Raw genomic sequence first — 14,316 nt, forward strand, 5'->3', positions numbered from 1 at the left:
CGCCAGACAATGATGCCCGTCACGGGAAATGATGATGGAAAGCTGCTCCTTGCCGCACGATATCACGGGCGGCAAGGTTCACTCGCCCAAAACGATGAATTTCCGGAATATTTTTTTCCGCTTTGCCTGGAATTTGAGGAGAGCTGTTTGCTGGAGGTGGGCAATCGCTTCGGTAATGTCGTCCGTCACCAGGAACAGCTCCAGGTCGGCAGGTGCGATCATGTGTTCTTCCAGCATCCGGTCGAGCATGGTTTTGACCGGCTCCCAATAATGGCTGCCGAAGAGTACCACCGGGAAATCTAGGATTTTTTTGGTCTGTATCAGCGTCAATGCTTCGAAAAGCTCGTCCAGCGTGCCGATCCCGCCGGGCATGATGACGTATCCGTAAGAGTATTTGAACATGAGCACCTTCCTGACGAAGAAGTACCGGGAAGTGAAATATTTGTTCAGGTAGGGGTTTGGTTTTTGTTCCATCGGCAGCTGGATATTGCATCCCAGGGCAACGCCGCCGCCTTCTCGCGCTCCGCGGCTGGCGGCTTCCATGATGCCCGGCCCGCCGCCGGTCATGACGGCAAATCCGAGCCCGGCGATGCCGGCGCCCATTTTTACCGCAGCGTCGTAGTGCGGGGTGCCGGGCCCTACGCGGGCGGAGCCGAATACGGCGATGCAGGGCGGGGAAAAGTGGAAAATGCGGAACCCGCGGACGAACTCCCACAGAATATCCAGCAGGAAGAACAGCTCGCGGATGCGCGACCGCGGCCCTTCCAGCCAGTACCGCTCTTTTTTGATATCCGCCTCCCGCTTCGCCGGATCAGGCTGGCCGTTGTGTTGTGCATTCATGATAACGGTTTCCGGAAAATTAGTTGATCAACGATCTTTGGCCAATATCGGCCATCATGGAAGTGATTGACGGATATCAATGGTTCAGTTCACCATTCTTTCCAGTTTACGGATATCCTTGATGTAGATCGCGCCGTTTTGGATGTCGATACTGCCTTCGTCCCGGAAATCGCCCAGGGTGCGGATCAGCGATTCTTTGGCCACCCCGGCGATGGCGGCGATATTGTCCCGCCCGATGTCGAGCCCGGGATTGGTAACACCCTGGCTGCTGCACCTGCGGAAAAGGTACAGGAGCGCATCTGCCACGCGCTTGCGCAGTGAATTGTAGGCCATGCCCAGCAAATGCTGCTGGTTTTCGGACAGGTTGGTGGTGAGGAGCTGAATGAATTTGCGGACAACGTCCATATTGCTATAGGCCAGCGATTCGAAATCGCTGCGCGGGATGAGCGCCAGTTCAGTGGGCTCGATGGCTTCCGCCTCATCGTCGTACACCTTGTTTTCCAGGAGGGATTTGTAGCCGAGGAATTCTCCGGGCCCGTAAACACGTGTAATGATCTCTTTGCCTTCTTCGTTATGGAGGCTCGTTTTGACGCGGCCTTTGTTGATATAATACAAATAGGCCGGATGGTTGCCGGCCGAATAGATCAGTTGTTTCTTTTTGTAGGTGTTGCAATTCCGGCCTTCCCGCAATTCATCGAGCAGGGAAGCGCCGTTGGCCACGTTCAGCAATGATCGCAGGCCGGTCATGTCTGGCGTGAACGAGGAACGGAGCTTTTTGCTTTTGCTTAGCCGGACTTCCACCGCGTGCAGCAATTCCAGCGAATCGAACGGCTTCACGAGGTAATCGTCTGCGCCCAGTTCCATGCCCTTACGTATCTCCGATTTGCCGGACAGGGCACTGAGGAAAATGAAAGGCGTGCTCCAGATTTCCTCGCGTTTTTGCAGCATATGCAAAACGCCGTAACCGTCCAGCAACGGCATGCAGATGTCGCAGATAATAAGATCGGGTTTCTTTTCGGTTGCAACCCTGACACCTTCCAGGCCGTCTTTTGCATTCAGCACATCGTAGTTGTCCAATTCGAGGATCTCCGTAATATTGGCCAATACGTCGGGGCTGTCTTCGATGACAAGAATTGTAGGCATGGGGCAAAACTTTTGTCAGAATAACATACGATCAACAATATAAATCTACCGAATTAACAATTAAACTGACAAAGAGTTCTGCCCATCATGTATTGGAACTACCCATGCGATGTTAAGGCAGATCGTTTCCTGTTGATTTTGAACAGGATGACCAGGCATGCGGCGGACAAAATGACCGGAGCCGGAAAAGCGGCCCCGGCGCCGAAGGGGGCGATGGCCCAGAAAAAGACCAGCGCGCAAAACAACGCTGCCATCCGGAGGCTCCCGGATCCGAACAATCCCAGCCCGATCAGTATCTGCGCCAGAGAGATAGATATGACTATCACTTGCATATGTACCCGGAATGATTCATGGATCGTTCTCACATACCATTCGTACACCGCCACCGCTTCCAGGTCCAGGTACGTTTCCGGCCATGCAATAAGCACGACGATATTGATGAATGCAGTAAGGAAAAATACGAGCCCGATCGCTTTGGCGGCCTGATCTGGCCGCCGGAAGGCAAATATGAGGATCAGCAGGCATATCCCGTTGATCACGAAAAACGCGGGTGATAATATATTTGTCATAACGAAGGATTTATTGAAAAGCTACCTCAAATCCCCGTCCCGGCCGATGATCCGGCAACGGCGGGGTGTATGATTTCTGTCAGTCCGGCCGCGGCCTGCCGTCATTGATAAGGCAGCCTGAAAAAACTAGCTTTAATTTCTAAACTTATTGTTATGGCACACGCAATTTCTCATGCACCCGCTTACCCGAGACCAGTTGGAAGAACGAACGTACTTTCCTCGCAGGAGCTTTCCTGGGGCATTGTTTTGCTGTTGGCATGGCTGGGATGGCCCATAGCACGGGATTTTCTCGCCTGGGTGCTGCTGAAGGCCTACGACCTTTACATTACCTACGTTCATTGATGGCCCGTAAAACATCGTCTTATGAAAACGGAAAATTATACCGTCAGCATTCAGTTCGACGGCAAGCAATGGGACGTGCCCGTCCGGGTACTTTCCGGCGGCCTGGGCAGGAAAATAACAGTGGTGCTGGAAGGAATGGAGATTTGCTACGAGCGGGATGAGCACGACGGGCTCCGGGCCGTCAATCACCTGGAAGATTTCAACCCGGAGCTGCTGTACCAGATAGGTAAGAGCTTACAGGAACAATGTATCTGATCAATACCCGAAGATATGTACCCGATCATAACCGTGACGCTAAATCCGGCCGTGGATGTCAGCACCTCCGTACAATCGCTGCAGCCGGAAAAGAAACTTCGCTGCGCCGCGCCCCGTACGGAGCCCGGAGGCGGCGGTATTAACGTGGCCCGAGTGCTGCACAGGTTCGGTGAAAAAGTGTTGCCGGTGTACTTTGCCGGCGGTTGCAACGGCGGCCTGCTAACGGCGCAGCTCACGTCTGCAGGAATGGCGGTGGCGCCGGTCGGGATGCTGGCCGAAACACGCGAGAACCTGCATGTGTCCGACATTTCCAACGGCCGTCAGTATCGCTTCGTTATGCCCGGGCCTTCCGTTCGCATGCGGAGAACATCGCCATGTTGAACAAACTGGCGGAAGTGATGCCCGGGGCGCAATACGTTGTGGTCAGCGGTAGCCTGCCGAAAGGTATGGGGCCCGACTTTATGGAAAAACTCGTAGCCCTGGCCGATATTCACGATTGCCTCGTGATCGCGGACCTCAGCGGCGACGGGCTACGGCAGGCTATGTTGGCCGGCGTTTACCTGGTAAAGCCCAACCTCGGGGAGCTGGCGGCGTTGGCCGACCGAAAAGAGCTGAACGAGCGCGGGGCCGTCGAAGCGGCCAAAAGGATCATTGCGGCGGGAGGGGCTGCCGTGGTCGTTATTTCGATGGGAGCGGCGGGGGCGATTTTGGTAACCGGCGACCTCGAAGAACGGATCCCGGCCCCGGTCGTCAAGCCGGAAAGTACGGTGGGAGCGGGAGATAGCATGGTGGCGGGGATCGTTTACGGGTTGATGAACGGGTCGGATATTTCGGCCGCCGCCAGGTACGGCGTTGCCTGTGGAACGGCGGCAACATTGGCGAAGGGGACAGGGCTCTGCCAGAAAACCGATGCCGACAGGCTGTTCCGGCAGATCGTTCCTGGAAACGGACAGTCGTAGATCGCTATCGATAGCGGAGCGATATCTTGCCGTCAGCATATCGCGGGTCGTAATGGCAGCAGGCCGAGCTGAAAAACGGTAAAGGCCGGGTTGCAAATTTTCCATCGATGTTGGATAATATTGACGATGCCACATTGGGGTATTTGGCTGAGTTTTGGAATCCGGAGCTGCATATTCTCCGGTAACGATCCGTCAAACCAAACATCCCGGCTCACCTCATGACGATAGAAAAACATGGCATCCTCGCCGCTATGGCACTTTTTGTACTGGCATGCTGCCTCCCTGCAACGGCGCAGGATATTCAGCTACAAACCGCCCATTCCAGCCTGCGCATCAATGCCAAAGGCTACATCACCAGCATCCAGGATAAAAAAACAAAAAAGGAATACCATCCCAAAGGCACCATTTCACCCATCCTCGCGCTCCAGAAAGACAAAAAACCGATCCTGCCCGACGGTGCAAAATGGCTGAAAACCGCCGGGGAATTGCAATTGCATTATCCCAACGGTTCGGTAGCCCGGCTGAAAGCGGAACAAAAAGGCGACTACTTCCGGTTCCGGTTGCTGTCGCTCGCGCCGCGCAATGGCGTAGACAACGTGGTTTGGGGGCCTTACAATACCACCATTTCCAAATACATCGGCGAGATCATTTCCGTGGTGCGCAACGACGATTTCGCCATCGGCATGCTGGGCCTCGATGACAATACGACGAGCGGTCCTGCCGTAGACGGCGGCATGTCGCAGGGTTTTTACATCATCCATTCGCCCGATCCCGTGAAATACCCGCTGCCCGACAGTCTTTACGAAGGCCAGCGGTTCCGCATCGGGGGAGACGGGATGAACGATGTGGCGTTCTATTCCCATCCGGAAGAATATTTCCGGTACATGAACGGCAACGGCGTGAAGCTGGAGCCTTCGTTCGGCGCGGCCATCACCATGCATTCCCGCGACCGCCGCAAACCGGCCACCATTTTCTACCCGCTTTTCAACGACTTTCCCGGCATCAAATCGCCCAGGCATATGGAATTGACGCCGGTAGATGTGGATTTCATCGGCTCGTCCATCGCGCTGTACGCCTGTCCGGATACGCTGGGGTTGAAAGTGATAGAAAAGATCGTGAAAAACGAAGGGCTGCCTTACATCACCCGGAACGGCAAATGGGTGAAAGACCCGGAGAATTTCGAGATCGACATGGCCTGGTCGGGCCGGCACGACAGTCTCGTGAGCTACGCTAACCAGCTCGGACTGAAAGCCGTGCAAGACGAAGGTATGGGCGAATATTATACCAACCCGGCCGACCGCTGGGCCGGCAAGCGGGTGAGCCTCAATGGCGAAAAGCGGCCCATCACCGCGCTCACCGCTGAAACGAACAAGCACGGCATCGCATACGGATTGCATACGCTTTGTACTTTCATCCAGCCCCATAGCAGCGACGTGCAACCCGTTCCCAACAGCGGGTTATGCACCGTGCTGAAAACGGAGATCGCCAGCGCTGTTTCGGCCACAGATACCCTCATCACGGTGGCCGATACTTCTTATCTGAACGAAAGCGGCGGCTGGGACGATAACCGTACCAACGTGCTCCGCATCGGCAGCGAGCTGATCAAATACCGCGGCGTAACCACCCAAAAGCCTTATACGCTCACGGGCGTGGTGCGCGGGGCGTACAAGACGGTAGCGGCGGCGCACCTTGCAGGGGATACCTTATCCAAATTACAGGTCAATTGCTATTCGGGCTTTATCCCCGATGTGCAGCTCGGCGACGAATACGCCCTTTTCTACGCCCGGCTCCTTCACGAAGGCGGAATGAACTATATCGATTTCGACGGTTTCGAGAGCTTTACCTACCAGGGCCATGGGCAATATCCGTTCAAACGTTTCCTGCGGGTCATGTTCGGCGAGTTGCAGCGCCTGGGCGTTCCGTACCTGCGGGTGATGGGCTCCTGCGTGTTCGAAGGGAACTGGCATTACATGAGCGTCTGCAACGTGGGCGGCGGCAACCATATGTTCGACCCCGTAAGGAATAAATGGGGGATAGAAGGGAAGGATATCCGCTATTCCTTCAACAGCAATTATTTCCCCTGCACTTTCGGTATCCAGAACATCCAGCAAGACTGGACCGTGCAAACGATCGAGAACCTGCAGGCGAAATCCATCGCCTGGGATGCTACCTACATGCTGGGGCTCAGTGAAAAAAGCGTGGAGCAGCGGCAGGATAAGCAGCAACTGTTCCGGGCGTTCCGGATTTGGCAGGATGCGCGCAGTGCCGGGGTGTTCGACAGGCAACTGAAGGAAGAGATGAAGGAGGAAAGCCATCGCTATCACCTCGAGCAGCTGGATGCAGACACCTGGACGTTGTACCGGGTGCAGGCGAACGGTGCGCACGGGCAGCCGCGGAAGTTACATCGGCAGCGGGCTGCCTGATGCCGGACAAGATCTTCGACCCCTCACTGTGAATAGATATACGATCGAAACTGTCCTCAACAGTAAATGATGACACTTTGTTAAGTATGTTAAGTAGTAAACCCGCCTTTCCAGGTGGGTTTTACTTTGAATCGGCGTTATGATTTACTTCCGGGCCCGGACAGGATGTTTTTTGCGAAAATTGGTCCTCGATCCGCTAAATATGGTAAACTTGAAGAAAGGAACGCGCAGTATGTTTGAGTAGATGGCAGCGTCAACCTGTGCCTCACGAAATCAATTACATTCAACCCATGATACCACTGAAAATGAAATCCAGATATATCCCGCTATTTGTAAGCTGCAGCCTGTTGCTGATTTCGCTGCACCAGGAAACGTTCGCAGGTTCGCCGGAAGATTCCTTGTTTTTTGAACGGAAGAAAGGGATGCTCACGGCCACGTGGCGCCAGCCTTTCAGCTATAGCAGCATCAAAAGCAACCATGCGCCGCTGGGCCCGTATTTGGGGAATGGCGACGTGGGCGTGGTGGCTTTTACGTCAGATAACAGCCAGACGTTGAAGATATCCAAGGTGGATTTTGTGACGGATGGCTGGACGGATTGGGCCGGCAGCGGACCGGCAGCCCTGCCGGTCGGGGGCGTAACCATCAAGGTGAATTCGCCTGTCCGTTCGGGGTTTGTGACCGTAAACCGGCCCGACTCCATGGGGTTTAATTACCAGATGGACCAATTGAACAGCGAGCTGCGGATGTCGACCGCTACGGCGCGGCCGGTAAAAATGAAAAGCTGGATGAGCATGGCGGAAAATGTGATCATCACAGCATTGACGACCACATCCAAAACGCCGGTAGCCATTTCCGTCGATACCTATGCTGATGATCCATCGGTGGATTACGCCACTGCTGCGGACGTGAACGGTCAAATTGCGCAGGTGTCCCGGCAAACGAAAACAACCAACGTGCGTTGGATTTCCCACGCCGGGATCTCGACCCGCATCATCGGCGCGAACGCTGTGCTGCAACGTTTGTCAGGCGCCATGGTGCGATCGGATTTTCAACTGACGGCCGCTGATACGGTGTATATCGCAGTATATGTTTCCGGAGGCGGGAAAACCAACGATCCGCAGTTGTCTGTCGCCAGCAAAAGGTTGTCTACCCTTGACGCAGCGGACGTTCTGCGCTTGAAAACCGCGAAAACCGCCTGGTGGAAAGACATGTGGACGCGCTCCTACGTAGAAACGAACGATTCGCTGCTCGACCGTCACTACCTGTCGTCCATTTATTTACTGGCCTCCGCTTACAACGAGCATTCTCCCGTGAGCGGCGGCATGTACGGCGTGTGGAACATGGACGACAGGATGATGTACCACGGCGATATGCATTTCAACTACAACAGCCAGGCCGGTTTTTACAGCGCCTTTTCCGCCAACCGGCCTGAAATCGCCCTGCCTTTCTATAAAACGGTCGAACTGTTGATCCCCGAAGGAAAGCGGCGTGCGAAAGAGGAGATGGGGGTCATGCATCCTTCCTGGAAAGGGAAATCCTGCCGGGGATTGCTTTTCCCGGTAGGCGCGCTGGGAATTGGCGTTTTCTACAATTATTATTGGCAGCAAACGATGAACGCCCCGTTCAATATTCCCCTGTTCAGCTGGAATTACGAATATACCGGCGACCTGGATTTTCTGCGGGACAAAGCCTATCCCTACATCCGTCTTTGTGGTGATTTTTACGAGGATTATATGCAGAAGGAGGCTTTCGGCGGAACGTACCGGTATACGATCACCACCGGCGGGCACGAGGGCTCGTGGGATTTGAACCCGCCTTCGGATCTGGCGTTCGTGGAGCAAACCTTCCGCCTGCTCTTGAAGTACAGCAAACTGCTGGGCGTCGACAAACAGCGCCGTGATAAGTGGAACGACATCCTCACGCACCTGCCGGCGTACAAAGTGATCACGCCCACCAAAACTCCCAACCAGGGCCTGCCGGTGTTCGCCAAGAATGAAGACGGGTGGGATTTGCCCAATCACGCGATCCAGATGCATTCCCTCTATCCCTGCGAAGTGCTGCATCTGGGCTCAGACAGCGCCCGCCTGCAAATCGCCAGGAATACCATGTATTACTACGAAGTGTCGCAGAAAGGGTTTTCCGAATCCATGAACGCCCTGGGCCTGAGCGCGTACGTCATGTGGGCGCGTGCGGGACTTGATCCGGAAATCCTCATCCATAGCATGAAAGAGCTGATCAAAACGGCCCGCCCCAATTTTATTATCGCCGATGGTCACCATTGTGCCGAGAAAACTACGGTGATTGAAACCGTCAATTCGATGATGTTGCAAACGGTGGATGATGTTTTGCATCTTTTCCCCTGCTGGCCGAAGTCACCGGCTTCGTTTACGAGGCTCCGGGCCAAGGGGGCTTTCCTCGTTTCAGCTGACTACGACGGATCGGCCGTGTCTGCGCTGCAGATTTTCAGTGAAAAGGGAGGCGTGTGTCAATTGAAGTCGCCATGGAACGATGCGGGAATAACCGTAACGGTGGATGGGAAACCGGTTTCCGTGAAACGGGAAAACGGTGTGTATGCAATTGTGACGAAGAAAGGGGCAACATATGAGATAAGCCGGAAATGATGGATGGGTTTAAGTCTGCATGGGGTACTTCAGAAAAATTCAGTCAGCTTTAAGGGGCTGCATTCCTTCAGATTACCCGCGCAAGCGATAATATAACCAGGATGGGAAAGGTACGGGTAACCGTGCCTTTCCTGCTTTACAGCGCCGTAGGCTTTCGCGGCATTCATGGCGGAGGAAGACCGTATACCGGAATAAAAAAAGGGCAAACCGGGAACTTTCCCGGTTTGCCCATGTATTGCGGAGGTAGCATCAATTATAACCCTGCTTCTGCTTCAGTTGCGGGTTTTTGTCGATCTCGCCCTGAGGGAAGGGCAGTACGTTGTTCTTTTCACCATAACTCAATTGTGCGCCGGCGGGATTTTTCACCAACGCCAGCCGCTCGGCCATCTGGTTCCATCTTTTCAGATCGAAATAGCGAAGCCCTTCGCAGGCCAGCTCGATGCGGCGTTCGTGCCGGATGTATTGCCGGAGCGCGTCTTTGCTGGCGTATTTCAGGCGGTCTACCGGCGGCATGTTCACCTCCGCGCGCCCGCGCACCTGGTCAATGGCGTTATATACAGACGCATCCGGGCCGGAGGCCTCGTTTTTCGCTTCGGCGTACATCAGCAGCACGTCCGCGAAGCGGATATGGATGATGTTCTGGTCGGTGGAAATGGAAGCACCGCCGCGGGTAAAAGGCAAATGGCCCATATCGAGATACTTCTGCATGAGGTAAGGCGTCAGCACCGGGTCGGAATGCTGGAATTCCGTTCCATCCGGGTTGATGTATTTTTCTCCGGGCAGCTTGAGCGTAATATCCATCCGCGGGTCCCGGTTGGCATAAGGCGTAGCCGGATTGTACAGGGGCGATTCGGTGATGGATTTACCGTCGGTACATTCGTAGTCATCGCCCAGGTTGGCGTATACCCCGATCGATCCATACCAGCCCACTTCCGTTTCCAGTCCCTCGCCGCCGGCGTGCACATTGTTGGGCGCCAGGTACCGGGTCGAGAAAAGGATCTCGGGATTGTTCTGCTGGGTGGAGGTAATGAACAATCCGCTGTAACTGGGCGACAAACTGAATTTCCCGCCGGTGATGAGCTGCTGTGCCAGGGCTGCCGCTTCGCTCCATTTTTCCTGCAGCAGGAACGCTTTCACTTTCAGGCCCATCGCGCTTCCTTTCACGGCATGGCCGTCGTATTTCGTATCGGGCAGGGTAGCGATGGCGAAGTCGAGGTCTTCGTGGATGAAAGCCAGTACTTCGCTTTTCGGCGCCGCCGGTATTTTAGCCGCGTCTACGGTGGCGGGGGCTTTTTTGTAGAGCACCACATCCCCGAAAGCCTGCACCAGTTCCATGTAAAAATGCGCGCGGAGGAATTGCACTTCCGCCTTGTAGATCTTTTTCGTAGCATCGCCGATCGGCGCCTTGTCTACATTCTTCAGGAAAAAGTTGCAGGCCGCAATGCCCTGGTACGGCGGATCGTAGAAAGTGCCGGGTACGTTGGTGGGGTTCACCACGCCGGTGGTCATGTTGTTGAACCCGAAGTATCCGAAACGGTCGTACGCGTTATCCGAATACCCGTCCAGGTACACTTTGTTGTAGCTCGAAAACCCGGTTTGCAGGCGGGAATACACGCCCGCGAGCGCCAGGTTCACATCGGTTTCGTTTTTCCAGAACGTTTCCCCGGAAATAGCGTTCAGCGGGTTTTTGGTCAGGAAATCCTTTTTACAGGAAGTGGCCAGCGTGCCCGAAAGACCCAGCAGCAGCGCGGCATATATGGAAAGTCGATTTCTCATGATGTTGTGTTTTTCAGGTACTAGAATTTCACGTTCAGGCCAAGTGTGTAGGTTTTCAGTTGCGGGAACTGCGAGAAGTTGCCGCCGCCCGCACGTTCGGGGTCCGCCCCTTCATATTTGGTGGAAGTCAGCAGGTTATCGCCCGAAATATATACCGTCAGCCCTTTGGAGCTGATCCTGTCGAGCAGCCGTTGGGGCAGGCTGTACGAGAGGTACACGTTTTTCAGCCGCAGGTACGACGCGTCCTGCATGAAGAAGGTGGAATTATATCCCGTTACGCCGGGGTAATTGGCCCGGTCGAGGTAAATGGCGGGGAGCGTTTGGCTGGGGTTCTGCGGCGTCCAGGCGTTCAGCCATTTTTTGGGTGGCGGTGCGCCCTGGCCGAAGGGTTCGATGCCCCAGCCGCGTACCAGCAATTTGCGGCCCTGCACGCCCTGGAAGAACACCGTCAGGTTAAATCCTTTCCAGTTGGCGAACATGTTGAGGGAATAGGTGAATTCAGGATAAGGGCTCATGCGTATGCGGTCTTCAGGCCCTACGGTACCATTCCCGTCCTGGTCTTTGATCTTCAGATCGCCCGGGCGCAGCACGCCGGAGTTGGGTTGCTTCGCCCATTTGTCGATCTCTTCCTGGCTTTGGAAAACACCTGCCCAGTCGTACAGGTAATACGAATTATACGGAACGCCTACTTCCAGGGTGCCCGGCGTTTGCACCACTACTTTCTTCACCTGGTTCTTGTACGCGGAATACAGGGCGCTCACGCCGTAAGACACTTCCCCGATGCGGTTGTTGTGCCGCAATTCGAGTTCCCAGCCTTTGTTTTCCATAGCCCCGGCGTTGAAAGTAGGTGCGGCGAGGCCCACGCTGCCGGGAACGTCTGTCCGTTGGGCGAGGATGCCGCTCGTATATTTATTGTACCAGCCGGCCGAACCGCCGATCAATCCGTTCAGGAAGTCGAATTCCAGGCCGATGTCGGTGATGCGGGTAGATTCCCATTTCAGGGTTTTGTCGACCAGCCTTGTGAGCACCGCGCCCTGGTTCAGCGTGGCGCCGAACGGGTACTGGCTGGCTGTGAGGATGTCCTGGTACGGATAATTGGCGATCTCCTGGTTCCCGAGGTTGCCGATGCCGCCGCGGACTTTCAGGTTGCTGATCCAGGGCATTTTCTCCTTGATGAAGTTTTCTTCAGAAACGCGCCAGCCTGCCGAAACACCGCCAAACAAGCCCCAGCGCGTATCGGGCGCCACGCGCGAGGTACCGTCGTACCGGATATTGCCCGTCAGGAAATATTTGCTTTTATAATCATAATTGATCCTGCCGAAAAGCGATTGCAGCGCCCATTCGGTGGTGTTGCCGGTAGCGGTTTGTCCGGTGGCGGAACCGGCGCCCAACTCGTTGAGGTCGTTGCTCGGGAATCCGCGGCGGGTACCGGTTAGGTTGGGGCTTTGGTTGCTCTGCTGCTCGTAACCGCCCAGCGCCTGGATGTTATGGTCATTGGCGATGGTGGTAGTGTAGGTCAGCGTGTTATAGAAAGTTTGCGTGATGCTTTGGGAGAACGTCTGGTTCAGCCCTTCGAACGTGGGCGTTCCATTGTCCGACAACTGGTAAACGCCATTCGCATCCGGTTGATAGTAATAAGAAGGCGTGGGGAACTGCCGGTTGCGGTAATCTTCGTTGAAGTACGAAAACGCCCCCTTGGCCTCGTATACCAATCCTTTCGCGATGTCTACCGTGGCAAAGGCCTGCGCATTCACGTTGTAGCGTTTCGTGTTTTGCCCGCCGCTGGCCAGCACCGCCGGATAGCTCCGCTGGCCCGCCGATTCTCCCTGGTAGGCGTTAGACGCGATCCGGCCGCTGCCGTCGGGCAGGTAAGGACCGAAAGTGGGAGCGGAGTGGTAGAGGATGAGTACCAGCCCGTCGTTCGTTTGCCAGGGCTCGGTGATGAGCTGATGGGAGATGTTCACGTTGGCGCCCACTTTCACGCGTTTATGCACCTGTGTGGTGAAATCCAGCAGGGCGTTGTAGCGTTTGTAGTCGTTTTTGTCCAGCACGCCGTCCTGCTTCAGGTAATTGAGCGAAAAGTTGTACGTCGTTTTTTCGCTCCCGCCCGAAAATCCTAAGCGATGGTTCTGTGTGGTGGCGGGGTTGAAGGCGTAATCCATCCAGTTGAAATCGGGATATTTCGTTTTATCCGTCGCGTTTTTATACGCGTCGATCTTGTCCTGGGAATAGAAAGCCGGTTGCCCCACGCGGATGCTCGCCTGGTTGCGGAGCTCCATATATTGTGCGGAGTTATACACAAGGTCGGGCAGCCGCGTAGCGGTGCTCCGGCCGATGTTGAAGCTGTATTCCAGTACCGACTGACCTTTCCTGCCTTTTTTCGTAGTAACGAGGATGACGCCATTGGCTGCCCTGGCCCCATAGATCGCGGCCGAAGACGCGTCCTTCAGCACCGTTACATCGGCGATGTCTTCCGGTGCCAGGTTGGAAATGCTGCCGATCACACCGTCTACCAGCACCAGCGGGGCAGACGATGACCCGAACGATCCAACGCCGCGGATGAGGATGCTGGCGTTGTCGCGGCCCGGCTGGCCGGTGCTTTGCACGATATCGAGCCCTGCCACGCGCCCCTGTAGCAGGTTCTGGACGTTGGGCGCGGGGCGTTTGTTCAGTTCCTGGCCGGAAACGGTGGCCAGCGAACCGGTCTGGCTCACTTTCTTCTGCATGCCATATCCCACTACCACCAGGTCGTCGAGCTTATTGGGCGATTTTTCCAGCACGATGGTCAGCGTTTTCGCTTCGCCGACCTTGATCGTCTGCGTCACGAACCCTACGTAGGAAACGATGAGCGTTTGCCCGGGTTCCGCGTCCAGCGAAAATTCCCCGGTTTCGCCCGTGGCCACGCCTTTATGCGTTTCCTTCACAGACACGGAAGCCCCCACGAGCAGGTTCCCTTCCGCATCTTTAATGATACCGGTTATTTTAACGAACTGCTGCAGCACTTCCGGCAGCCAGTCCTTTTTTCAGCAATGGGCTTCACTACAATGCGCCCCTGCTGTATGGTATAGAAAAACGGTTTCTCTTTGAGGCAGATGTCGAGCACTTCCTCCACGGGAATGTTAGTCACGTCTATGCTTACACGACCGGCTTTCTCGAGGAACGATTCATCGAGGAAAACATCGAGCCCGGTTTGTTGCTGGATCTTCCGGAAAACTTCTTTTAAAGTGGCATTTTTCACGCGCAGCGTCACGTTTTGTCCCGAAACGCTGGCTGCAGCTGCCTGCAGGCAAACGGTGAGGAGGAGAATGGTTGATAATTTCATTACCCTGAAGATTTTGGTAATACGGTACCACCCGACCGGGCGGCCGGTAAGTACACTTAGAGTTAA

The 14,316-nt window shown here is 55.1% G+C and carries 12 protein-coding genes; 6 read left to right on the forward strand and 6 right to left on the reverse strand.

Annotated elements, in window-relative coordinates; all coding sequences use genetic code 11:
- Positions 1–78: 78 nt before the first annotated feature.
- The 3 genes from WJU22_RS14200 to WJU22_RS14210 form a co-directional block, all read right to left on the reverse strand.
- Positions 79–840 (reverse strand): TIGR00730 family Rossman fold protein, encoded by a 762-nt coding sequence (locus WJU22_RS14200; RefSeq protein ID WP_341838844.1) that lies wholly within the window; start codon positions 838–840, stop codon positions 79–81.
- Between the two features lie 84 nt (positions 841–924).
- Entirely contained in the window at positions 925–1,983 is a 1,059-nt protein-coding gene (locus WJU22_RS14205; RefSeq protein WP_341838845.1) for a response regulator, read from the reverse strand.
- 98 nt (positions 1,984–2,081) lie between these two features.
- Positions 2,082–2,552: a hypothetical protein gene (locus WJU22_RS14210; protein WP_341838846.1), complete on the reverse strand. Its 471-nt coding sequence runs from the start codon at positions 2,550–2,552 to the stop codon at positions 2,082–2,084.
- Positions 2,553–2,705: 153 nt separating this feature from the next.
- Between WJU22_RS14210 and WJU22_RS14215 the strand changes: the two genes are divergently transcribed.
- The 6 genes from WJU22_RS14215 to WJU22_RS14240 all read left to right on the forward strand — a co-directional run bounded on the left by WJU22_RS14215 (position 2,706) and on the right by WJU22_RS14240 (position 9,152).
- A complete protein-coding gene (locus WJU22_RS14215; RefSeq protein WP_341838847.1) occupies positions 2,706–2,894 on the forward strand; it encodes a hypothetical protein in 189 nt (62 codons plus the stop codon).
- 21 nt (positions 2,895–2,915) lie between these two features.
- The gene (locus WJU22_RS14220) at positions 2,916–3,149 is read left to right on the forward strand and encodes a hypothetical protein (RefSeq protein WP_341838848.1); all 234 of its coding nucleotides are present in this window, start codon (positions 2,916–2,918) and stop codon (positions 3,147–3,149) included.
- Positions 3,150–3,164: 15 nt separating this feature from the next.
- Positions 3,165–3,530, forward strand: coding sequence for a PfkB family carbohydrate kinase (locus WJU22_RS14225; protein ID WP_341838849.1), 366 nt, complete (start codon positions 3,165–3,167; stop codon positions 3,528–3,530).
- Positions 3,524–4,108, forward strand: coding sequence for a 1-phosphofructokinase family hexose kinase (locus WJU22_RS14230; protein ID WP_341838850.1), 585 nt, complete (start codon positions 3,524–3,526; stop codon positions 4,106–4,108). Before WJU22_RS14225 ends, WJU22_RS14230 begins: the two co-directional genes overlap by 7 nt.
- Positions 4,109–4,326: 218 nt before the next feature.
- Positions 4,327–6,531: a hypothetical protein gene (locus WJU22_RS14235; protein WP_341838851.1), complete on the forward strand. Its 2,205-nt coding sequence runs from the start codon at positions 4,327–4,329 to the stop codon at positions 6,529–6,531.
- A 305-nt stretch (positions 6,532–6,836) separates the two neighbouring features.
- The gene (locus tag WJU22_RS14240) at positions 6,837–9,152 is read left to right on the forward strand and encodes a glycosyl hydrolase family 95 catalytic domain-containing protein (RefSeq protein WP_341838852.1); all 2,316 of its coding nucleotides are present in this window, start codon (positions 6,837–6,839) and stop codon (positions 9,150–9,152) included.
- A gap of 249 nt (positions 9,153–9,401) precedes the next feature.
- Here the strand turns inward: WJU22_RS14240 and WJU22_RS14245 are convergent, their stop codons facing one another.
- Genes WJU22_RS14245 through WJU22_RS14255 form a run of 3 tightly spaced genes read right to left on the reverse strand, consistent with a single transcriptional unit; the run spans position 9,402 to position 14,250 of the window.
- Positions 9,402–10,928, reverse strand: a complete 1,527-nt coding sequence (locus WJU22_RS14245; protein WP_341838853.1) for a RagB/SusD family nutrient uptake outer membrane protein — start codon at positions 10,926–10,928, stop codon at positions 9,402–9,404.
- A gap of 20 nt (positions 10,929–10,948) precedes the next feature.
- Positions 10,949–13,930, reverse strand: a complete 2,982-nt coding sequence (locus tag WJU22_RS14250; protein ID WP_341838854.1) for a TonB-dependent receptor — start codon at positions 13,928–13,930, stop codon at positions 10,949–10,951.
- Positions 13,906–14,250 carry a hypothetical protein gene (locus tag WJU22_RS14255; RefSeq protein WP_341838855.1) on the reverse strand — a complete coding sequence of 115 codons (345 nt, stop codon included), beginning with the start codon at positions 14,248–14,250 and terminating at the stop codon, positions 13,906–13,908. The genes WJU22_RS14250 and WJU22_RS14255 overlap by 25 nt, the downstream gene beginning before the upstream one ends.
- Positions 14,251–14,316: the final 66 nt, after the last annotated feature.

Origin of the sequence: Chitinophaga caseinilytica, from assembly GCF_038396765.1 — a bacterium.
Classification (GTDB): domain Bacteria; phylum Bacteroidota; class Bacteroidia; order Chitinophagales; family Chitinophagaceae; genus Chitinophaga; species Chitinophaga caseinilytica.